Source organism: Dorea phocaeensis, assembly GCF_900240315.1.
GTDB lineage: Bacteria > Bacillota > Clostridia > Lachnospirales > Lachnospiraceae > Dorea_B > Dorea_B phocaeensis.
On record NZ_OEPZ01000003.1, the window covers coordinates 299,771 to 323,314 of the forward strand.

General features: G+C 46.2%; 17 protein-coding genes. 1 reads left to right on the forward strand and 16 read right to left on the reverse strand.

Annotation, left to right across the window (positions count from 1 at the left end; all coding sequences use genetic code 11):
- The 3 genes from hprK to ftsH form a co-directional block, all read right to left on the reverse strand.
- On the reverse strand, positions 1–927 hold the full coding sequence (gene hprK / locus C0979_RS08435; RefSeq protein WP_101695542.1) for an HPr(Ser) kinase/phosphatase: 927 nt from the start codon (positions 925–927) through the stop codon (positions 1–3).
- 142 nt (positions 928–1,069) lie between these two features.
- Positions 1,070–2,908 (reverse strand): excinuclease ABC subunit UvrC, encoded by a 1,839-nt coding sequence (uvrC, locus tag C0979_RS08440; protein ID WP_101695543.1) that lies wholly within the window; start codon positions 2,906–2,908, stop codon positions 1,070–1,072.
- 177 nt (positions 2,909–3,085) lie between these two features.
- Positions 3,086–5,020, reverse strand: a complete 1,935-nt coding sequence (gene ftsH / locus C0979_RS08445; RefSeq protein ID WP_101695544.1) for an ATP-dependent zinc metalloprotease FtsH — start codon at positions 5,018–5,020, stop codon at positions 3,086–3,088.
- A gap of 196 nt (positions 5,021–5,216) precedes the next feature.
- Here ftsH and C0979_RS08450 point away from each other — a divergent pair, with 196 nt between their 5' ends.
- On the forward strand, positions 5,217–6,692 hold the full coding sequence (locus C0979_RS08450; protein WP_101695545.1) for a DUF1846 domain-containing protein: 1,476 nt from the start codon (positions 5,217–5,219) through the stop codon (positions 6,690–6,692).
- A 7-nt stretch (positions 6,693–6,699) separates the two neighbouring features.
- Here C0979_RS08450 and C0979_RS08455 read toward each other — a convergent pair whose 3' ends face one another.
- The 13 genes from C0979_RS08455 to argS form a co-directional block, all read right to left on the reverse strand.
- On the reverse strand, positions 6,700–7,434 hold the full coding sequence (locus tag C0979_RS08455) for a YoaK family protein (protein ID WP_101695546.1): 735 nt from the start codon (positions 7,432–7,434) through the stop codon (positions 6,700–6,702).
- Between the two features lie 59 nt (positions 7,435–7,493).
- On the reverse strand, positions 7,494–8,594 hold the full coding sequence (glf, locus tag C0979_RS08460) for a UDP-galactopyranose mutase (protein ID WP_101695547.1): 1,101 nt from the start codon (positions 8,592–8,594) through the stop codon (positions 7,494–7,496).
- A gap of 30 nt (positions 8,595–8,624) precedes the next feature.
- Positions 8,625–11,816, reverse strand: a complete 3,192-nt coding sequence (locus C0979_RS08465) for an AAA family ATPase (protein WP_101695548.1) — start codon at positions 11,814–11,816, stop codon at positions 8,625–8,627.
- Complete coding sequence (locus C0979_RS08470; RefSeq protein ID WP_101695549.1) at positions 11,813–12,994, reverse strand: exonuclease SbcCD subunit D; 1,182 nt, start codon at positions 12,992–12,994, stop codon at positions 11,813–11,815. The genes C0979_RS08465 and C0979_RS08470 overlap by 4 nt, the downstream gene beginning before the upstream one ends.
- Positions 12,995–13,133: 139 nt before the next feature.
- A complete protein-coding gene (locus C0979_RS08475; RefSeq protein WP_242962675.1) occupies positions 13,134–13,976 on the reverse strand; it encodes a DegV family protein in 843 nt (280 codons plus the stop codon).
- A gap of 156 nt (positions 13,977–14,132) precedes the next feature.
- Positions 14,133–14,735 (reverse strand): TetR/AcrR family transcriptional regulator, encoded by a 603-nt coding sequence (locus C0979_RS08480; protein ID WP_159459869.1) that lies wholly within the window; start codon positions 14,733–14,735, stop codon positions 14,133–14,135.
- Entirely contained in the window at positions 14,704–14,898 is a 195-nt protein-coding gene (locus C0979_RS08485; RefSeq protein ID WP_101695551.1) for a heavy-metal-associated domain-containing protein, read from the reverse strand. The genes C0979_RS08480 and C0979_RS08485 overlap by 32 nt, the downstream gene beginning before the upstream one ends.
- A 12-nt stretch (positions 14,899–14,910) precedes the next feature.
- Positions 14,911–15,243: a metal-sensing transcriptional repressor gene (locus tag C0979_RS08490; RefSeq protein ID WP_101695552.1), complete on the reverse strand. Its 333-nt coding sequence runs from the start codon at positions 15,241–15,243 to the stop codon at positions 14,911–14,913.
- A 56-nt stretch (positions 15,244–15,299) separates the two neighbouring features.
- Complete coding sequence (locus tag C0979_RS08495; RefSeq protein WP_101695553.1) at positions 15,300–17,540, reverse strand: heavy metal translocating P-type ATPase; 2,241 nt, start codon at positions 17,538–17,540, stop codon at positions 15,300–15,302.
- 130 nt (positions 17,541–17,670) lie between these two features.
- On the reverse strand, positions 17,671–18,906 hold the full coding sequence (gene glyA / locus C0979_RS08500) for a serine hydroxymethyltransferase (RefSeq protein ID WP_101695554.1): 1,236 nt from the start codon (positions 18,904–18,906) through the stop codon (positions 17,671–17,673).
- A 119-nt stretch (positions 18,907–19,025) separates the two neighbouring features.
- Positions 19,026–20,300 (reverse strand): S1C family serine protease, encoded by a 1,275-nt coding sequence (locus C0979_RS08505; RefSeq protein ID WP_101695555.1) that lies wholly within the window; start codon positions 20,298–20,300, stop codon positions 19,026–19,028.
- A gap of 152 nt (positions 20,301–20,452) precedes the next feature.
- The gene (locus tag C0979_RS08510; protein WP_101695556.1) at positions 20,453–21,607 is read right to left on the reverse strand and encodes an alanyl-tRNA editing protein; all 1,155 of its coding nucleotides are present in this window, start codon (positions 21,605–21,607) and stop codon (positions 20,453–20,455) included.
- Positions 21,608–21,609: 2 nt separating this feature from the next.
- On the reverse strand, positions 21,610–23,376 hold the full coding sequence (gene argS, locus C0979_RS08515; protein WP_101695557.1) for an arginine--tRNA ligase: 1,767 nt from the start codon (positions 23,374–23,376) through the stop codon (positions 21,610–21,612).
- Positions 23,377–23,544 lie beyond the last annotated feature (168 nt).

Below are 23,544 nucleotides of genomic sequence, written 5' to 3' on the forward strand. Positions count from 1 at the left end.
TTATTTTCTTGCCAGATTCTGCTGTACACGTTTGTATAATTCCTGTGCCGCATTATATCCCATCTTCTTCTGTCTGTGATTGATCGCAGCCGTCTCTACAATAATTGCAAGATTTCGTCCCGGACGAATCGGGAGCTGATGGCATACCACCTTATTTCCCAAAAATTCCGTATACTCTTCTTCCAGTCCCAACCGGTCATATTCTTTCTCTTTGTTCCAGTCTTCCAGTGTGATTACCAGATCAATATTCTGCGTTTCCCGCACACTCTGCACACCGAACAGAGTCTTTACATCCACAATTCCAATGCCTCGAAGTTCAATGAAGTGACGAGTAATATCCGGCGCTGTTCCCACCAGTGTCTCATCGCTGACTTTGCGGATTTCCACCACATCGTCGCTGACAAGACGGTGACCTCTTTTGATCAGCTCCAACGCAGCCTCGCTCTTTCCGATGCCACTCTCTCCCATGATCAGCACGCCGACACCATATACATCTACCAACACACCGTGAATGGAAATGCACGGTGCAAGCTGGACATTCAACCAGCGGATTAATTCAGATGTAAATTCTGACGTCTTTTTCTCTGTAATAAACACCGGAACTCCTGCTTTTTCCGCCATCTTTAAGAACAACTCCTCCGGCGGAAGATTCCGGCAGAAAATAATACATGGGATCTGATAAGACAAAAGCGTACTGTAAATCTCCTCTTTCTTATCGTCTGCCATCTTCTCTAAAAAGGTATACTCTACATATCCAATAATCTGAACCCGTTCGCAGTCAAAATGCTCAAAATAACCCGACAGCTGCAAAGCCGGACGATTGACATCCGGTACCTCAATTCGTTTCTTTGCCATATCCACGTCCGGCGTAAGGTTCTTCAAGTTCATTCTCTCTACCATTTCTTTTAATTTTACATCATTTGCCATATCATGTCCTCTCCTCTAAGCCGCTTTTTCCCTGTTTCTGATCACTGTTTTTCATTATACCACGAGCGCAGAAAAGGAAGCACCCGCAAAGGTATTTACTTTTCAAGCCGTGGATTGCATATAATGCAATTATTATACCACATCAGTGAAAAAAGTTATAGACATCCCTCGCTGATTTTTCATTCATGGATGACAGCTTTTTCAGCTCTTCTACCGTCGCACTGCGAATCTGATCCAGGTTTTCAAAGTGGCGCATCAGGTCTTTTCGCCTGGCCGGACCGACACCCGGAATATCGTCCAATATCGAATGAACCTGTCCCTGACTTCTTAAACTCCTATGGAAAGTAATCGCAAATCTGTGCGCCTCATCCTGAATCCTGGTAATCAGCTTAAACGCTTCGGAATCCCTTCGGATGGGAATTTCCTGATTTTGGAAATATAGCCCCCTTGTACGATGATTATCATCCTTTACCATTCCGCAGACCGGAATCGGAAGACGAAGCCTTTCCAGCACTGACAGTGCAATGTTAACCTGTCCTTTTCCTCCGTCCATCAGGATCAAATCCGGGAAGGCGGTAAATCCATCCTTCTCTTTTCCTTCCTCCCTTTCCCTAAGGCCATGTTCAAACCTCCTGGTCAGGACTTCATTCATACTTGCATAGTCATCCGGTCCCTGCACACTTTTAATCTTAAATTTCCGGTAATCGTTGCGTTTCGGCTTTCCTTTCTCGTAGACCACCATAGAACCGACTGATGCAAATCCGCTGGTGTTGGAAATATCAAACGCTTCCATCCGTACCAGTCCCGAAAGCCCCAAAAGCTTCTCCAGTTCTTTTACTGCACCAACGGTTCTACCTTCTTCTCGTTTCAGGCGCTCTTTGTCTGTACTAAGCACAAGTGCCGCATTCTTCGCCGCCAATTCTACCAATTTTTCCTTGCTTCCTTTTTGGGGAATCCGAAAGTGAACCTTATGACCTCTGCGTTCTGAGAGCCAGGCTTCCAGCACTTCCTGATCTTCTACCTTCTCCGGCAGCATCAGTTCGGAAGGAATGTACGGGGTACCCGCATAGAACTGTTTAATAAAGCTGGAAAGAATCTCTCCCGGAAGATCTCCCTTTGCTATTTTTAAATAAAAATGATCTCGTCCGATCAGTCTTCCCCCGCGGATAAAGAATACCTGTACCACAGCATCTTCCTCTTCTGTTGCAACCGCCAGTATATCCCTGTCTTCTCCTGCCGTATCGGTAATCTTCTGCTTCTGTGCAATCTTTTGAACACTGGACAACAACTCCCGATATTCAATTGCTTTCTCAAATTCTAACGCCTCGGATGCCGCCTGCATCTTCTCCTCTAAACTTTTCAGGATTCCATCATAATTCCCCCCCAGGAAACTAAGCACTTCCCGGACAGATTCTCGATATGCTTCCTCTGAAACATATCCCTGACACGGAGCCTCACACTGGTGAATATGATAATTCAGGCAAGGCCTCTCTTTCCCAATATCCCGTGGAAGCCTGCGGCTGCAGGTTCTAATATGATACAACTTGTGAATCAGATCGATGGTATCCTTCACTGCTCCTGCACTGGTATAAGGCCCGAAGTACTTTGCTTTATCCTTCACCATTTTCCTTGCCATCAATACCCGTGGATAAGGTTCATCCACCGTCACCTTGATAAATGGATAGGATTTGTCATCCATCAACATCGTATTGTATTTGGGCCGGTGTTCTTTAATCAGATTACATTCCAATACCAGAGCTTCCAGTTCTGAGTCCGTCACAATATACTCAAACCGCGTGATATGTGTCACCATCTGTTCAATCTTAACCCCTTTATTTCGGCTGCTCTGAAAGTACTGCCTTACCCGGTTCTTCAGACTGATGGCTTTCCCAACGTAAATAATTTCATCCTTCTCACCATGCATCAGATAGACTCCCGGTTTTCCCGGAAGTTTTTTTAATTCCTCCTGTATATCAAACATACGCTCTCCTTCTTATGTTCACAGCAGACTGGTTTTCCCCTGTCGCATCTTGTTCGATTATTTTACCACATACTTAGAAAAAATGAAAAGAAGAAAGTCCAGATACAAAACAATAAAAAGAGAGACAACTGGATTTCCAATCATTCCGATCTTCTCTCCTTGTGTCTCTCTTTCTTATTATCCCTCCAGCTCTTCTGGCTCTACTGGATTCATCGCAATCCGCTCTTCCTGCTTTGCTTCCGTATCTGGTGTAATTCCTTCCACCTCATGGAAGATTTCCATAAATTCCTTTCCGGTAATGGTTTCTTTCTCAATCAGAAATGCCGCAATTTTATCCAATGATGTCCGGTGTTCCCTCAACATCCGTTTTGCTTCTTCATATGCGGCTTTTAGCATTACCATAACTTCCTGATCGATCTCTGAAGCAGTCTCCTGTCCACAGTTGCTGACCGGTCTTCCGTCCAGGTATCGGTTCTGAATTGATTCCAGGCCAATCAAGCCAAACTTCTCACTCATACCGTACTGTGTAATCATTGCACGGGCAACACTGGTCGCCTTCTCAATGTCATTGGCCGCCCCGGTCGTCACCGTATCAAATACAACTTCTTCTGCCGCACGTCCTGCCAGCATACCAACCAGCATTGCCTGCAGCTCCTTCTTGGTATTCAGGAACTTTTCTTCCTCCGGTGTCTGCATTACATAACCAAGAGCCCCCATGGTTCTTGGAACAATCGTAATCTTCTGTACCGGCTCTGCATCCTTCTGAAGAGCGCTTACCAGCGCATGTCCCACTTCATGGTAGGAGACGATTCTTCTCTCCTCCTGACTCATAATACGGTCCTTCTTCTCTTTTCCAACCAGAACCACTTCCACGGCTTCAAAAAGATCGGCCTGTGAAACTGCCTTTCTTCCGTGTTTTACCGCATTAATAGCAGCTTCATTGATCATATTGGCAAGATCAGATCCTACCGCTCCGGAAGTTGCCAGTGCGATCGCCTCCAGATCAACCGTCTCATCCATACGCACGTCTTTTGAGTGCACCTTTAAGACATCAACTCTTCCCTTCAGATCCGGCTTTTCCACTACAATTCTTCGGTCAAATCGTCCCGGACGCAAAAGCGCAGGATCCAGAATTTCCGGACGGTTGGTCGCTGCCAGAAGAACCAGTCCCTTATTGCTTTCAAATCCATCCATCTCTGCCAGAAGCTGATTCAAGGTCTGTTCCCTCTCATCATTGCTTCCCATCTGATTGTCCCTGCTTTTTCCAATGGCATCGATCTCGTCAATAAAGATAATACATGGAGCCATCTGCTGTGCCTGCTTGAACAGATCACGCACTCTGGATGCTCCGACTCCAACATACATCTCTACGAATGCCGAACCACTTAAAGAGAAGAACGGCACCTTCGCCTCTCCTGCAACCGCCTTGGCAAGAAGCGTCTTACCAGTTCCCGGAGGCCCCACCAAAAGCGCACCTTTTGGAAGTTTCGCTCCAACGCTCGTATATTTGCCCGGATTATGCAGGAAATCCACTACTTCCTGCAGCGATTCTTTTGCCTCGTCCTGACCTGCTACGTCCTTAAATGTTACGCCTGTCGATTTTTCCACATACATCTTGGCATTACTCTTTCCAACGCCCATCATGCCTCCGCCTTTGGACATCTTTCTCGTCATCCATACGATCATTCCCACCAAAAGCGCAATCGGAAGAAAGGTGGCAACTAACTGCCAGATCACTGCCGATGTTGTATCAGGAATCTCCTGGCTGTATTTTACTCCAGCTCTGTTCAGAGTCTCCGGCAGCTTCTCATCATTCACTACACCGGTATAATATTTCCTGGATGGCTGTTCCTTTCCATCTTTATCCTTCATTTCTTTTGTCTTAATCAGGATTTTATCATTTTCAATTTCAACTTCTTCTACATGTCCTGTCTTTACCAAACGCAGGAATTTATCATAACTGATTTCCTTTTCTGCTCCGCTGCCCTGGAATTGATACAGTGCTAACACCAGAATACTGGTAATTACAGCAACCAGAATCACAAATGAAAAGCCCTGCTTATTATTTTTATTATTTGGATTCGGCTTGTTCTTATTATTTTGATTGTCCATCTTACTCCTCCTGTACCTCCTCTTATATCTTCTTATATATAGAGGATACCTTATCATTATACGAACCCCTTTTCTGGAAATCAATAAAAACATTATGAAAAGATTGTAAACAACCTATATCCTGTAGTATACTTGAGAGGATAGTGTTTATACTACCATAAAGACGATTAACCTAATTCAAACAAGAGGAGTACATATGAAAAAAGGATTTGACAACGAAAAATATCTTCAAATGCAATCTTCCCACATCCGGGAGCGTATCAATCAGTTTGATAACAAACTGTACCTGGAATTTGGCGGAAAGCTATTTGACGACTATCATGCATCCCGTGTCCTTCCTGGATTCCAGCCGGACAGCAAGCTTCGGATGCTTAAGCAACTGGCAGACCAAGCTGAGATTATCATTGTAATCAGCGCCGAAGATATTGAAAAGAATAAGATCCGCGGCGACCTTGGCATCACGTATGATTCTGATGTCCTCCGCCTGATGGATGTTTACCGCGAACACGGCCTGTATGTAGGCAGTGTCGTAATTACCAAATACAGCGGACAGGAGTCCGCAACACTGTTTAAAAACCGTCTGGAAAAACTCGGAATCCGGGTATACCGCCACTATGTGATCCCTGGATATCCATCCAATGTTCCGCTGATTGTCAGCGAAGACGGTTATGGAAAAAATGACTATATCGAAACCTCCCGCCCTCTGGTTGTAATAACCGCACCTGGTCCGGGAAGCGGAAAAATGGCCGTATGCCTTTCCCAGCTCTACCATGAGCACAAGCGCGGAATCAGCGCTGGATATGCCAAATTCGAGACTTTCCCAATCTGGAATATCCCATTGAAGCACCCGGTCAACTTAGCTTATGAAGCGGCAACTGCCGACTTAAACGACGTCAACATGATCGATCCGTTCCACTTGGAAGCTTACGGAAAGACAACCGTCAACTATAACCGCGACGTAGAAATCTTCCCTGTATTAAACGCAATGTTCCAGCGCATTTACGGTGAGAGTCCCTACAAGTCACCAACAGATATGGGGGTAAATATGGCCGGCAACTGCATCTGCGACAATGATGCATGTATAGAAGCATCCTGTCAAGAGATTATCCGCCGCTATTACGATTCTCTTCGCAGACTCTTAATCGGCGCATGTTCGGATGCTGAAGTGGATAAGATTGAGATGCTGATGAATCAAGTTGGCGTTACCGTTCACGACCGCCCGGTTGTAGACGCCGCATTAAACAGAGAAAAAGAAACTGGAGCGCCAGCCGCTGCACTTCAGCTTCACGATGGTCGGATTGTCACCGGAAAGACCAGCAATCTGCTGGGCGCATCTGCCGCTCTCCTTCTGAACGCATTGAAGGAACTGGCAGAAATCCCGCACGAATGCCATGTCATCTCCCCGGAAGCAATCGAGCCAATTCAGAAATTAAAGACCCAGTATCTGGGAAGCAAGAACCCGCGCCTTCACACCGATGAGGTCTTGATTGCCCTCTCTGTCAGCGCCGCTACTAATGAAACCGCTCAGCTTGCGCTGAATCAGCTGCCAAAGCTGAAGGGCTGTCAGGCACACACCTCCGTGATGGTCGGATCCGTAGATATGAAACAATTCAAAAAGTTATCCATACAGGCAACCTTTGAAGCCAAATATGAGAAGGATGCTGCCCTTTAATACTGCTTTATGCCTTTCGTATTGTCAGAAAGACGATCAGCAGTAACAGGCAGCAAATCCAGACACTATATACTCCAAAGATTCCACAAAGCAGGGCTCCAAGAATAGCTCCTACGATAAAAATCCCTATGATTCCAAAGTAGTGAGCCGCTTGGATCCCTGCTTTTTCTTCTTTATTAATCAAAAAACGGAATAATTTTTCCGTTCCGGAACGCAAGTTTCCTGTGCACATGGTTGTTGCATAGGGCAGACTTTTCATCGTTCGGAAACTGTTCACCTGCAGTGAGCACACAAATGAAATGGTAATGTTTACCGCTGCGTCAGGTACACTTTGTGGAACGAATCCAACAATCAGAATCAAAATCATCTCAATCGCGATAATCCAGTGCTCCAGCCTCCCCATTTCCCGCATAGCTCCATACTTTTTTATCACCTCTGTCACAAATACGCCCAGCGCAAATGCTGCAATCGGGATCAGATAATAGACCGCCTTCTCTATATTCCCCTCTGCAATTTTCAGACCAAGCAGTACCATATTTCCCGTCTGGGCATTTGCAAATACCCCTCCTCGCATCAAATATGTATAGGCATCTAAGAATCCGCCCACCAAAGCAAGAAGCGCCGCCACACGGAACGTTTCGTGAACCGGGATCGCCAGACGATCCCGGATTCTCTGCCCCTTTATCCTTCTACCTGGCTGCTCTTTTCGTATCTGTTGTTCTTCCTTTTTTTCTTCCTTCATTTTCGTCTTCATCCCCCTGCTGTCTTTTTTCTCTTGTATATTAGAAACTATATTAGAAATCAGGAAAACTCCTTTCTGGCACTTTCCAGCGCTTCCGCAATCACCTGGTGCATATCATAATAACGATACATTCCCAGACGCCCGCCAAAAATCACCCGATCTTCCTGATCTGCAAGTGCTTTATATTTCTCATATAAGCGATTATTCCTCTCGTCATTGATCGGATAATAGGGTTCCTCTTTCCCCATCCAGTCCGCCGGATACTCTCTGGTGATCACCGTCTTTGGCTGTGTTCCGAATTCAAAATGCTTATGCTCAATGATCCGCGTATAGGGAACCTCATACTCCGTATAATTCACCACTGCATTTCCCTGATAGTTAGGGGTATCCATCACTTCTGTCTCAAAGCGAAGACTTCTATAGTCCAACTTCCCATAACACTCTCCGTAATATGCATCAATCATTCCGGTAAATACCACCCGGTCTGCCAGTCTGTCAAACTCTTCTCTCGCCTGAAAATAATCCGTATTCAACCGGATCTCCACTCCGTCTAGCATCCGTTCCACCATCCGGGTATATCCCCCCACCGGGATTCCCTGATAGCTGTCATTAAAATAATTATTATCATAGGTATATCGAACCGGAAGCCTCCGAATAATAAAGCTTGGAAGTTCCTTCGCCCGTTTCCCCCACTGCTTCTCTGTATATCCCCGAATCAACTTTTCATAAATATCTTTTCCCACCAGTGAAAGAGCCTGCTCCTCCAGGTTCTTAGGCTCGCACACGGCTGCTTCCCGGATCTGACTCTTAAGCTTCTCTTTGGCTTCCTCAGGGGTCTTAACCCCCCACATCTGATAAAAAGTATTCATGTTAAATGGAAGGTTATAAACCTCATCCTTGTATCTCGCCACCGGACTGTTGGTGTAGCGGTTAAACACTGCAAACTGCTGCACATATTCCCAGATCTTCCGGTCGGAGGTATGGAAAATGTGCGCGCCATATCGGTGCACCTGAATTCCTTCTACCTCTTCTGTATACACATTTCCGCCAAGGTGGCTTCGTTTATCGATCACAAGAACTGTTTTTCCCGCCTGTTTTGCCTGTTGGGCGAACACCGCTCCAAACAGCCCTGCACCAACGATCAGATAATCATATTTCATAATCGTTTCCTTTCTACTACTCTATTCATTCTACACTTCTTCCCAGTGAACCAAACTTCCCTGATCCGACCTGGTTACAACTAACTTACAGTCAATCTGCTCCTTCAATTCATTGACATGAGAAATAATCCCCACCAATCGATTTCCACCGGCAAGGTTGTTTAACACGCGAATGGCTTGTTCTCTTGCCTGATCATCCAGCGATCCAAAGCCTTCGTCCACGAACATGGTTTCCAAATGAATAGCTCCCGCCGTCCGCTGTACAATATCCGCCAATCCAAGTGCCATAGACAAGGACGCCATAAAGGACTCGCCTCCTGACAGGGTCTTGACATCTCTGGTCGTGTCACTTGCCACATGGTAGATATCCAGATCAAGTCCCGTCTGTCCTCTGCCGCTAAGATCCTCCACACTTCTGCACCGCAGCAGGAATTCGCCGCCGTTCATCTCTGTCAGACGCCGATTGGCTGCATGAATAATCTGCCGAAAATGCTGCCGCTGTACATAAGTCTCCAGATCCAGCTTCACACTGCCGCTTAAAGTACCATTTGCCGTCCGGCTCAGATTACCGATTACGGCATACTGTTTTTCAAGCTGCCCCTGCTTCTGCGACGCCTCCATCAGATAGGTCAAGACTTCCTGATTCTTCGCATTCATTCCATGGAGTTTCATCTGATGCTCTCGTACCGTTTCAAGATTTTGAGCCGTCTCAGATATACGCACCTCCAGGGCATTTAAATCCATAGGAGCCCGCCCGGCAAGCTCAGCGGTGAGTGTCTGCTCCATCCCGGAAGCTTCATGAACCCTTGCCCGATAGGCCTTTATCTTTTCTTCTAATTCTCCTTGTTTTGCTTCTGAGAGAAGCGCTTTCTGGTATGCTTCCTCCGTCGCAAATCCCTGACTGGCAAGACTTAAGACATAAGCTCTCTTCTCTTCCTCCCACTCAGCAGACCACTTCTTTATCATCCGATCCGCCTCCTGTATCCGACCTTCCAGCTCCTGTACCAAAGACGCTTTTTTCTGCTCCTGTTCCTCCGCTTCCTGCATTCGACGCCTGGCATCTGCTTTTTCAGTCTTCAATTCCTGAAGACGCCGGGCTGCCTCCTGCTTCGCCGCATAAGGAAGGGCTTCTCTTCCCGCCTGCAGCGTTCCCTCTAAGATCTGTACCTTACGTTCTGCTTCCCGGTAAGGCTCTTCTTCCTCCAAAAGATGCTGTTCCAGTTTTTGAATTCTCTCAGAAAGCTCCTGTTCCGCCATTTTTGCTTTCTCATACTGCCTTTGCTGTTCTTCTGCCTGTCCAATTTCCAGCTGACACTTCTTCAGTCTCTGTTCACATCCATCCACTGCTAGAAAAACTGCCTGCCCGATCCGTTCCCAGCTATTTTCTGCCGTGCGTTTTTCTTCCTCCCAGACAATTCCAAGCTTCCCGCACTCCTTCGCAAACGCCTCCCACCTTGCCCGGTAATCCGCCGCTTTCGTCCGAAACGCCTCTTCCGACTGGTCTCTTAACTGTTCCAGTTCATCCCTCCTCTTCCGTGCCTGATTTACTTCTTCCTGCGAAAGGGTATCTCCTTCCATCTGACACGGGTTCGGATGCACTTTGGATCCACAGACAGGGCAAGCCTCTCCTTCCACCAATTGCCTTGCAAGAATTCCTGCCTGCGCTTTCAAAAAATTCTGCGCAAAAAACTCATACCGCTCATGCGCACTTAAGTATGCCTGACGGTCATGTACCGCCTTCTCCTGAACCTTACGAATCTCTCCTTCCTGACGCTCCAATTGGCTCTTTCTTTCTGTCAGCTCTGCCAGCTTTCGTTCCTCTTCTTCCAGCGTTTTCTTCTGTGTCTTTAGACTGAAAAGCCGTTCCTTACTGCCTGCACAAAGATCCATCTTCTCCCGGCATTCCTGCTGCACTTTTCTGTCCCTTTGTACCTCTTCTTTCCATCCTCGCTGTCGATTCCAAAGCGTTTCTTTCTGGCTTTTCCTCTTCTTAAGCTCCGCTTCCAGTTCTTCGATATGGCTATATCGCTCCATCGCATCCATAAGTTTCGGTCCGTTAGCTATCCATCTTTCTTCCGCCTCTTCCCGGAAAATGCGAGCCTGTTCTTTTTGAAGCATCCGCTCCTTAAGAAGCCGCCGTTCTTCTTCTAACTGCTCTTTTGTCTTCCGAATCAGCTGTTCTTGTTCCTTCACTCTTTTCTCTGTCTGCCGATACAAAAGTTCTTGCCTTTGAACCGGCTCCGCCTGTTTTCCAAGCAATAACCGCTTCTCTATTTTTTGAACCGCTTCTCTTTCTTCTTCCAACGCCTGCTGTTTTTCTCTTACCTTGTTCAGAGAATCCCAAAGCTTCTGAATCGACTCTGCCTCCTTTTTGGTTCCATTCAATGTATACAACTGCTCCTGCAGGCTTTTTTGCTCTTCCTCTTTCTTCAGCTCCCACTGTCTGCCGCGCTGAATCATCCACTCTAAGTTCTCCAGCACCTCTTCATAGGGAAGCACCTCCAACTCTCGTAATTCCTCCCACCGCTTTCGCTTTTCTTCCTCTTCTTCCAATAATTCAAGATACTCCACACGGTTTAGCTGTGCGCCCGCACTTTTTAAGTTGTTCTCCAGTCTGCTGTAAAGCTCCGATGCCGAACGCTTCAGATTCTCCTGCACATCCGCATACAGGCGGGTCTGAAAAATTCTGGAAAAAATAGCTTTTCGTTCTTTTGATTCCGCATGCAGAAGCTTCAGGAAATCTCCCTGGGCAATCATGGCAATCTGTGTAAACTGATCCACATCCATTCCCATAATCTCTGCAATTTTGGCATCTGTCTCCCGCTTCTTTCCCTGATAAACACTGCCGTCCGGAAGCATCAGCTCTACCCCTGGCGCCTCCTTTACATAACGCAAGGATCCGTCTTTACCGCGCCGTTTTCCCAGGCGTAAATATTCCGGATTCCTGCGTATGGTATAGCATTTTCCGCTGCTGGAAAAGGTATATTTCACGTATGTGTCCGTCTCCTTTTGTGCATATTGGCTTCGCATCATATTACCATCCCGCCGTCCGCCACTGGTCTGATCATAAAGCGCATAGGTAATGGCATCAAAGATCGTCGTCTTTCCGGCGCCAGTATCTCCTGTCACTAAAAAGAGACCTTGCTTCACCTGTGTAAAATCAATTTCCACTTTCCCGGCATAAGATCCAAATGCCGACATTTCAAGCCTTACCGGTCTCATCTTCCACTCTCCTTCGTCTCATCTTCTCCTGATGCCAGGTCATAGATCCCCTTCATAATCTCCCATTCCTCTTCGTTCATTGGACGTCCCTGCATCTCCTGATAAAAATCAGCAAACACCGACAACGGATCTGTCTGAAGGGGAAGCTCTTCCTCCTCGGACAACTGGTTTCTAGTCCGGGTATTATCGATCTTCACTTCCAAAATCCGCTCATATGCCTGCCGCAGCTGTTCCTTTGGCTGATAAGGTTCCTGTTCATCGGTTAATGTGATACTGATATAGTCCCCTCGTTCTTCCTCTTTTGCTTCTCTTAAAATTTCCTCCAGCGTCCCGCGCTTCTTCTTCACATCCCGGAGGGGATGAAGGGGAAGATACTCCACCTGCGGAAGCGTTCCCTTCTCTCCCAAAGTCACAACGGTGATACTCTTTTGGTGTTCCGCCTCACTGACCGAATACTTCAACAAGGTTCCACAGTAACGAATCCTTTCGTTACCTACATTTTGCGGACTGTGAAGATGTCCAAGAGCCACATAGTCAAACTGCTCCACCACACGAGTATCCACATTGTCAAGGCCCCCTACCGTAACCGTTTCGGAGTCACAGCCTTCCGGGGATGCTCCTGCACCCGTGTAAAATTGATGGGAAACCAATACATTTCTTCGATTCTGATCATAAATCTTCTCTCTCTTTAGCATTCTTTCTACTGCCTCTTTGTAAGATTCCGGGGGATTCTCCAAAAACAGCTGCCGCACATAAGACGGTTTCAAAAATGGAAGCAGATAGACATCCACCTCTCCATATGAGTCCGAAAATGTAACCTTTTTCAACATTTCTTCTTCTCTTTTCGGAAGCGTCCCCGCCACATGAATCTGATAACGGCTTAAAATTCCAGACGCATAGTCAAGACGCTGCGCAGAATCGTGGTTTCCGCTGATCAAAAGTACCGGGATCACCGGACGAAGTTCTGACAGCTGAGTTAAAAATGCATCAAAGACTGCTACCGCCTCTGCAGAAGGCACAGGCTTATCATAAATGTCCCCGGCAATCAGAATGGCGTCCGGACGCTCTTTTTCCGCGTATGAGACCACCTCACGCAGAATTGCTTCTTGATCCTCTTTTAAATTGTAATGATGAAGCTGCTTGCCGATATGCAAATCAGACAAATGAAAAAATTTCATAATACTATACAGATCCTTCCTTCGTCAGTCCATGTTACATGATGTCTGACACCATCTTACACTATTTCGTTCCTGTCTATCAAGCAGAAAAAGACCATGGAGTTTCGGAAAATCCTTTCTCCATGGTCTTTGCTATTTCTTATTTTCTTACAAATGCAAGCGCCAGACAGTTCTTTCCCACATGGGTCCCGATAACCCCGCCTACGGCTACCATCTTACACTCTTTTAGATGATACCTCTCCTGCGTCTCTTTTCGGAACATCTCTCCATTCTCTTTATCATACGTATATCCGGTATAAACCGGCCAATCCGTATCGATCTCGCAGGCATCATACTCTTTCCACAGGAACTCCTTCGCCTTACGCGCTCCCCGTGCGATTCCAATCTTCACCAGCTCACCGTCTTTTAGCTCAATCACCGGCTTAATCTTCAGGGCATTTCCAATCACATCAAAGGTTGGCGGAATCCGTCCTCCTTTTCTTAAATTGGTCAGTGTATCCAATACTCCACAGACTACCAGCCGATCTTTCACCGATTCGATATCTGCCGCAATCTCTGCTGCAGACATTCCTTTCTTTCGTAAGGAAACTGCATGCTCCACCAGCATCCTCTGTGTAATAATCGCCTGTCTGGTATCCACCACCCATACGTTCTCATAACCACAAATATCTTTTGCAAGACGTGCTGCATTTACCGTACCGCTTAAACCGCCGGACAACGCAAGCACCAAAACATCTTCCTGTGCTTCCTTCGCTTTTTCATACTCTTCTATATACAGCTCTGGCGACGGCTGTCCAGTTGTTGGCAGTTCCTTCTCTTCTTCCATCCTCTGGAAAAATTCCGAGAAATCTTCCTCTGTATCCATCGGCATCTCATCGTCTCCAAACCGGATTGACAACGGAACTCTGATAACTCCAAGTTCCTCTGCCTGTACCGTCGTCATATCTGACGCTGTGTCTGTAATAATTCTGATTTTCCCCATACCGCTACCTCTTTTTGTTCTTTGTTATTTCTTCTTAAGATCTGCCTCTCCCTCATCTCTATTTCATCTATTTTAAATCAGGTTGTAATCAGATTGAAATCAACAAACATATAATATATGGGTATTTTTATGCATTTATTGTATAATTGTCTATTTTTATTTTCTTATCAGAATATAGCGGTAAAAAGCAGCTAACTTCTTTCGGCATTCCTCATCATCGTACTTCTCATCCAACAGAATGCTTCCCACAGTAATCATCCCTCCGGCATGATATTTTGCCAGCCATTCCAGCGGAACATCTTCTTCTATCTCTCGTCTTAACTCTTTTAGAAGCTTCTGATAATACCTCTCCATAATCTCACTCATCTGGCTGACCATCATTTCTCTGTAACGTGTTCGGTAAAGATTGCGAAGCGCTTTCCGGTACCGCAGATAGAAGTCCGTAATAAAGTCAAAGTAGATATCTCCATCTGCAGCCGACTCCGCCTGGTACATCAATGCTTCTGTAATTTCCTTTGTAATGTATGCCACCACATCGAAAATACTGCTGAAATGTTTATAAAACGTACTCCTGTGAATTTCTGCCTGATCACAAAGTTCCTGTACGGTAATCTTATCCAGCGGTTTGTATTCCAGCATCTCTACCAGCGCTGCCCCGATCTTCTTTCTCGTCTTTCGTGCCTTCTGATAGACCTTCGGGCACCCGTCATTTCTCTCCATCTTCCGCCTAGCCGATTTCTGGTGTAAACCCAAGATCATCCAGTGCTTCCAACGCCGTTTTAACGCAGGTTTCACAGCCGTCAATTGTAACCGTTTTCTGTTCCAGGCTCACCTGAAAATTCAATCCTTCTTCCTGTAAAAGATTCTGAATTCTTTCCACACATTTCTCACAATGCATATCAGGTACTTTAATTACTGTCATTTTCATTTCCTCCTATTTCATTAATTTTTGAATCGTGTCACACAGTTCCTCTACTGCCTGAAGATTTCCTTCTTTGATATCATCCACAACACAGGTATGAATATGATTGGCAAGAAGTTTTTTATTAAATGCATTAAGCGCCGCCTGTACTGCCGTCACCTGCGTTAAGATATCCACACAGTAACGTTCTTCTTCCACCATCTTCTTCACCCCGCGAACCTGACCCTCAATCCGGTTCAGACGATTGATCAGATCCTTATACTCTTTGCCGTCCCGATGTTTGATCCTGTCAGTACAACACCCCTTTGTGCCTGCTTCATCGGCATGACATTTCTGCTCTTCCATCAAGAGACCTCCTTCTTTCCCGGCATTTTCCTATCCTGAAAACCAAAATCATTTCTCTATAGCTTAAGCTTCCGAAGCCGAAGTGCATTGCCAACTACCGTCACAGAGCTAAGAGACATAGCAAGCCCCGCAAAGATTGGATTTAGAAGTGTTCCGTTTATCGCATACAATGCGCCTGCTGCCAATGGAATCCCAAGGCTGTTATAGAAAAATGCCCAGAATAAATTTTGTTTGATATTCCGTATGGTCGCATGGCTTAATGCAATCGCTTTATAAACATCATTCAGATCGGATTTCATCAGTACCAGATCTCCGGAATCAATTGCAATATCACTGCCGCTTCCAATGGCAGCTCCCACATCTGCCTGAACCAATGCCGGGGCATCATTGATGCCATCGCCTACCATCATAACCCTTCGACCTTCCTTTTGCAAGCATTCCACAACAGATGCCTTATCCTTTGGAAGGACTTCCGAAATCACTTTATCTACTCCCACCTGGCCTCCAATATATTCTGCTGTCAGACGGTTATCTCCTGTGAGCATATATACCTGAATCCCAAGATCTCGGATCTTCTGAACTGCTTCTTTGCTTGTATCTTTAATCGGATCTGCCACACTAATGATTCCCAGTATCTTCTGCTCTTCCGCCAGATACATCGGCGTCTGTCCTTTCCCGGCAATCGCTTTGGCTTCTTCTTCGTATTCGCCAAGCACAATCCCCATTTCCTCAAGCAGACGTCGATTGCCGATATCATACTGCTTCCCGGCAATCTTCGCCCGAATTCCTTTTCCGGTCAGGCTCTGGAAATCTTCAACTTTATAAAGTTCCATTCCCTTTTCTTTTGCTGCTTCCACAATGGCCTGTCCCAGCGGATGCTCCGACACTTGTTCACAGGATGCTGCAATTTGAAGCATTTCATCCACATCCATTATATGGGAAATCCGCTCCATCACCGCTGGTTTTCCTGTCGTAATCGTCCCCGTCTTATCCAGCACAACCGCATCCACTTTATGGGCAATTTCCAGCGCTTCCCCACTCTTAATCAGAATTCCGTTGCCTGCACCCAGTCCGGTTCCTACCATAATCGCTGTCGGTGTAGCAAGCCCTAGGGCACAAGGACACGCAATCACCAATACCGATACAAAAATCGTCAATACAAAGGCCAAATCATGTCCCAAAAGCGCCCATATAATTGCTGCCGCTACGGCAATGCACATCACCGCCGGCACAAAGTACCCCGCCACCGTATCTGCCAATTTGGAGATTGGCGCTTTCTTCCCTTGCGCGTCCTCCATCATCTTTACGATCTTTGCAAGAGTTGTATCAGAACCTACATGACTCACCTGAACTGTAACCGCTCCCTGATAATTGACACTTCCTCCAATCACCTGTGCTCCAGGCTCTTTTTCCACCGGAATACTCTCACCTGTCAGCATAGACTCATCTACACTGGTGTGCCCTTCCACAACGACACCGTCTAAAGGTACCTTGCTACCCGGTTTCACCAGCAGCCAATCTCCGATTTTGACGCTTCCAACCGGCACCTCTCTTTGTTCTCCGTCAACCAAAAGAACTGCCGTGTCCGGCGCCAGTTCCATCAGCTTTCTAATCGCCTCAGAAGTCTTGTTTTTACTGCGTCCCTCTAGATATTTTCCCACCATAACCAGAGTTACCACAATGGCAGCCGACTCATAATAGAGCTGATGTACATGATCTGGATGATTCGGAATTCCAACGGTCATAACCAAACTGTAGATCAGTGCACTTCCCGTTCCCACTGCCACCAGAGAATCCATATTGGGATGTCCCTTCAGCAGACTCTTAAACCCTACCAGATAGAACTTTCTTCCATTGATCAGAATCACCAGCGTCAACACCATCTGGGCCAATGCAAAATGAAGCGGATTGTAGTGCATATCCAAAAACCTCGGCAGAGGCATCGGCCACGGGACCATATGCCCCATGGAAATATAGAGAAGTGGAATCGCCAGAATAACGTTGGCAATCATATGGTGCTTGGTTTTTTGCACCTCCTGATCTAACAGTTCCTGCTCCTCTTTTTGTTCCTGCTTCGTCTTATCCACATGGAGTTCCGCCCCGAATCCGGCTCGTTCCACCTTTTTGATAATCGCTTCGTCTGTTAGAATCTTTTCGTCAAAGGTAATCGTTAAAAGCCCGGTTGTCAGATTGACACTGCTCTGCGTCACACTTTCCAGCTTCCGCGTCACTCGTTCCACCGCACTGGAGCAGGCTGCACAACTCATACCCGATATCTGATATTGTCTTGTAACCATTCTTGTCCTCCTTCCACCAATATACCCCTTATGGGTATATGGTATCAATAGTTTTATCGCCTGTCAATACCACAAAAAAGATGACACCACATTTTGATGTCATCTTTTTCTTCTTCAAATAAAATAAATGCTATGAAAGCGGATACCTCGATGTCAAAGCTTCTACCATCTGCCTTACCTTTGGTACATTCTCTTCCCCTTGAATTGCAAGCGCAATTGCCTCTGCAATCTGATCCATGTCCGCTTCATTCATCCCCCTGGTCGTTACTGCCGGGGTTCCCAGACGCACGCCGCTGGTGACAAATGGAGATCTCGGATCATTTGGAATCGTATTCTTATTGCAGGTAATATGCGCTTCGTCCAGCCGCTTCTCCAGCTCTTTTCCCGTCACGGCTTCTCCGCTTAAATCTACCAGCATCAGATGGTTATCCGTTCCTCCGGAGACAATCTTTACTCCACGATTTAAAAGTCCCTTACACAGAGCCTGTGCATTATCTAGAATCTTCTGCTGATATTCCTTGAACTCTGGTTTTAACGCCTCTCCAAAGCAGACCGCTTTCGCCGCAATCACGTGCTCTAGAGGTCCACCTTGCGTTCCCGGGAAAATCGCTTTATCAAAATTAAATTTCTCCGCAGCCGCCTGATTCCACAAAATCATGCCTCCTCTTGGACCACGCAATGTCTTGTGCGTCGTGGTCGTTGTAACATCTGCATACGGAATCGGACTTGGATGAAGTCCAGCCGCCACCAGACCTGCAATATGCGCCATATCAACCATCAGGTAAGCGCCCACCTCATCGGCAATCTCCCTGAATTTTGAAAAGTCAATGGTTCTAGCATATGCGCTTGCTCCCGCAATAATCAGCTTAGGTTTCTCCTGAATCGCAATCTCCCTGACATGATCATAATCAATCACACCGGCCTCATTCACTCCATAGAACGAAGTACGGAAATACGTTCCGGACAAATTGACCGGAGATCCATGGGTCAAATGACCGCCATGATCCAGATTCATTCCCAATATCTTATCCCCCGGCTGAAGCATTGCGAAAAATGCAGCCATATTTGCCTGTGCTCCAGAATGCGGCTGAACATTGACGTAATCACAGCCAAACAGCTTTTTTGCCCGCTCTCTTGCCAGATCTTCCACCACATCTACACACTGACATCCACCGTAATATCGTTTTCCCGGGTATCCTTCCGCATACTTGTTCGTCAGTGGGCTTCCCATAGCAGCCATAACCGCATGACTTACCCAGTTCTCAGACGCAATCAGCTCAATATGGGAATTCTGCCGCTTCACCTCCGCCTCAATCGCTTCTGCAATCTGAGGATCTTCTTTCATCAATTCTTCAAATGAAAACATTCTTACCACCTCCGTTAATCTTCCATAAATCCAAAAACAGACCTTCTGGGTACTGCATATCTGACGGCATCCCCGGATGGTCTGTTTTTCATGGTTCCCTCTTAACTTGTATTATAGCACTACTTAGCTCTGCTTCCAAGTGTGACTTCTACCTGACTTTCCTCATATTCACCCTCTTTGGTCGGAGTCTGAACTGTCAGTGTCACCGTTTCTCCCTTTTCATAGTACTGTAGCTGTTCCTGAAGTGCAGTCATTCCATCCACAGAAGAACCGTTAATTCCAGTAATCACCATTCCCTTGGTCAATCCTGCTTCATCAGCCCCTCCATTCTTCTGAACCTCTGAAATATAAACACCTGTCGGCATATTGTACATTTTCGCACTGTCTGGCGTCACATCTACACCGGAAATTCCGATGTATCCTCGATCTTTTTCGGCTACTTTCGTCTTTGTCTCCTGGTTCATCAGATTGTTGATAATATCTCCTGCGTCAGAAATCGGGATCGCATATCCCATTCCCTCTACCGCATCTGTTGCCACTTTAGCGGTATTGATTCCGATCACTTCTCCTTTGGCATTTAAAAGCGCTCCGCCGCTGTTTCCCGGATTAATGGCTGCATCCGTCTGAATCAACTTTCCGTCAATCCCATCCAGTGTCCGGTTAGTTGCAGAAATGATTCCCGTTGTCACAGACTGTCCATATCCCAGTGCATTGCCGATTGCAATGGCCGGTTCTCCTACCTGAAGCTGACTGGAGTCCCCCAGCGTCGCTACCGCGATCTCATCCATAGTTGCCTTGCTGATATGATCAAGTGATACAGCAACCACTGCCAGATCCCGGTTTGCATCCGTTCCTTTAATATTGGCCTCCACACTTTTTTCATCAATAAAAGAAACCGTCAGCGTATCATTTCCTTCCACCACATGATTGTTCGTCGCAATCAAAAGCTCCTTATCATTCTGTCCGATAATAATTCCAGATCCAGCACTTTCACTTTGCTGCTCCTGCACGCCTCCAAAGAAGTTCTGCACCTGCTGCACACTCATATTGGTAATGGACACAACGGACGGCATTACATTTTTCGTAATCTCCGCCACATCTGATGTCACCGTGCTGTCGGAAGATTTAGTCAGCTGTGCTTCGTTCACCGTTGCCGTTGCTTTTGCCGTCTGATTCCTTCCTGTCAGATCCCCAAGGAAATGATCTCCAAGTATATTTCCCGCCTGGAACACAAAGCTTGCAACCACACCAAATACTACTGCAAGCCCCACCGTCTTCATCCATTTCGGCGTAGTTTTCTTAGGCTTCTTCGGAGGTGTATGTAAATTCTCTCCGCCTGGCTGCTCCCCATTTTGATTCTGTTGATATTCATAGTAGGTATATTGATTTTCCATATGAAAGACTCCTTTCTCTGCGTCTCCTTCTTTTTCTTCACTCTATGTATGGTAGTCTACCCTGAAAATGTGTTAAAAGTGTGATGAAATATTGTCTATTTCAAGAAATCACAGACACAAAGTCTCTCCTTAAATCTTTTCCTAAATTTCTCTTAAATTCCTTTTTCCAGTTCTATCCGTATCTTCTCTTGTGTTCCCAAAAGGGAGCCCTGCACCATCTCTGGCTTTCCTCCGCCTCTTCCGGAAAACACTTCATTCAGACGTCTGCACAGCGCGCGTACATCCTTCGTCTTACTTCCGATCACATATCGGTAACCGTCCACATCGTTTCCTGCAAATACAGCCGCCGCCTCCGCGCCTTTCTGAAGCAGAACGTTCATCAGTTCCCGCGGTGAGTTTCCCGTAAGCTCTGAATCAAATACGGCAGTAATTCCCTCTTCTACCGGAATCTCCTGCGCCTGATATGCCACTAATTTCTGGCTCAGCTGTGACACTTTCCCTTTCCACTGTGTCTGCTCTTCTTTCAGCTTCTTCGTTCCTTCTGCCACCTCGTACTCCTTGACGCACAAAAGAGAGGAAATCTTCTTAATATTCTCATCTTTACGGTCGTAGTCCCGAAGTGCTCTGGCGCCGCAGAGCATCGTAATCCGCTCTCCGCCCTTATAATGAATCATCTGAACCAGCTTCACCATTCCGATCTCTCCGGTAGTATTTACGTGAGGCGCACAGCACGCACATACATCATATCCCGGCACCGTAATAATTCGTACCTGACCTTCAATCTCAATCTTGCTGCGATAATGAAGTGTCTCCAGTTCTTCTTTCGACGGGTAGGACGTCTCCACCGGAATGTTCTGCCACACTGCACAGTTAGCCTCCCACTCAATCTCTTTTAATGCTTCCCTTGAGATCGGACCGTCAAAATCCATGGTACAGTAATCGCTTCCTAGATGGAATCCCACATTATGATATCCAAATCTTTCATGTACCAGACCGGATACAATATGTTCTCCTGTATGCTGCTGCATTTTCTCGAACCGCTCTTCCCAGTCAATTCTTGCTGTCACCTTTGTTCCTACCGGAACAGCCGCCTCTGCCGTATGCCAAATCACGCCCTCCTTCTCATGGGCATCCGTGACTCTCACCTCTCCGATCCAGCCGGTATCTGCATACTGGCCGCCGCCTTCCGGGAAGAACACCGTCCGGTCAAGAGCAATCAAATACTGTGTTCCTTTGGGTTCACAGGCTAAAACCTCCGCCTCACAGGAAACCTTATGACTATCCTGATAAAATACTTTTTCCGTCATTCCTACATCCTCTCCGGAGCTTCAAATCCCAACATATCAATACAGGATTCCAGAATCTTACGTGTCAGCACCAGCAGCGCAATATAACTCTTCTTTCTGTTTTCATCCTCTTCTGACAAAATCTTCGTCTCATGATAAAAACGATTGAATGCATTTGCCAAATCATAGATGTATGCACAAATTTTATGCGGCGCCAGCTCTGCATATGCATTTTCAATCACTTCGTTATATTTTGCCGCCTCCAGCATTAACGCCTTCTCGCTGTCTCCTGCGGCCTCTCTGATCACAAGACCGTCCGTCTTCTGACCTTCTGCCATATATTTATTTAAGATAGACTTGATCCGCACGATCGTATACAGAATATACGGACCTGTATTTCCCTCAAAGGAGGTGAAACGATCCACGTCAAAGATATAATCCTTAGACGCCTGGTTGGAAAGATCTCCGTACTTGATCGCAGACATTCCCACAATCTTCGCCGTCTGCTGCGCTTCTGATTCCTCTACTGTACGGTTTTCAGAAATTTTCTTCTTCATCTCTTCCACAATCTCTGCGATCAGATTCTCCAGACGCATCACGCCGCCCTCTCTGGTCTTAAACGGCTTTCCATCCTTTCCGTTCATCGTTCCAAAGCCCAAAAACTTAAGCTCTGTATCCTCCGGCACAATCTTCGTCTTCTTCGCCGCACGGAATACCTGAACAAAATGAAGTTCCTGTCTTTTGTCTACCACATAGATCACCTGATCCGGATGATAATCTCCTACTCGCTGTACCAGAGTCGCCAAATCGGTAGTTCCATAGAGGGAAGCTCCGTCAGACTTCTGAATCATGCACGGCGGAATCTCTTTCGTGTCCGTCTCCTCCTGCACATCAATCACAAGCGCACCGTCATCCACATGCGCATACCCCTCTTTTTTCAGACGCTCAATCATATCCGGAATGTAGGCCTGCGCATCTGCTTCTCCCTTCCACAGATCGAATTCCACATTCAAATTCTGATAATTCTTCTTTAAGTCGGCTACAGAAACATTCATAATGTGATTCCAAATTGCCGTATATCCGCGATGACCATTCTGCAGCAGATAGGTAGCATGAAGTGCTTCCTCACGGTAAGCTTCATCCTCCTTGGCCTTACCGCTGGCAGTTGGATAAATTTCCTCTAATTCTCCAATGGTAAATGGAGCCTCCTTTGGATATTCTCCTTCAAACGTTTCGTCATAATAAGGCAGTTCTGGTTTGCGCTTTCCAAGTTCGGTAATGATCAGTCCCATCTGATATCCCCAGTCTCCCAAATGAATATCTCCCAGAACAGTATGTCCCATTTTTCTGGCAATTCTCTTAATACTCTCTCCAATAATTGCAGAACGCAAATGACCAACATGAAGCGGCTTTGCCACATTTGGTCCGCCATAATCAACAACGATCATCTTCGGATCTTCTGTTTTGGTTACTCCAAGTTCTCCATCTGCCCCCATCTGATTCAAATAGTCGGCTGCAAATGTTTTCTTCACCCGAATGTTGATAAATCCAGGATTGACAGCCGTCACCTCGTCCAAACGCTCTGAGTTCTGAAGCTTCTCCACCACATCATTCGCGATCATAATCGGAGCCTTCTTATAAACCTTTGCCCCTGCCATTGCTCCATTACACTGATACTCACACAAATCAGGACGATTCGATAAGGTCACCTTTGCATAAGCCGGATCATATCCCGCTTCTTCAAAGGCATTTCTTAACTCCTCTGTAATGAAATCTATTATTTTTTTCATCTTTTATATCCTCCTTACACTCCAGTTCCTTACTTTAAGTTCAGAATCCTTAATTAAGTATTTTACCATAATGCCTTGTACGCAACAACCTAATATTCAAACTCTCCTTGCAATTTTTTCCGGTTCATGGTACCGTGACGATAAAGGCTTTTGAAAAATTTACGAAAA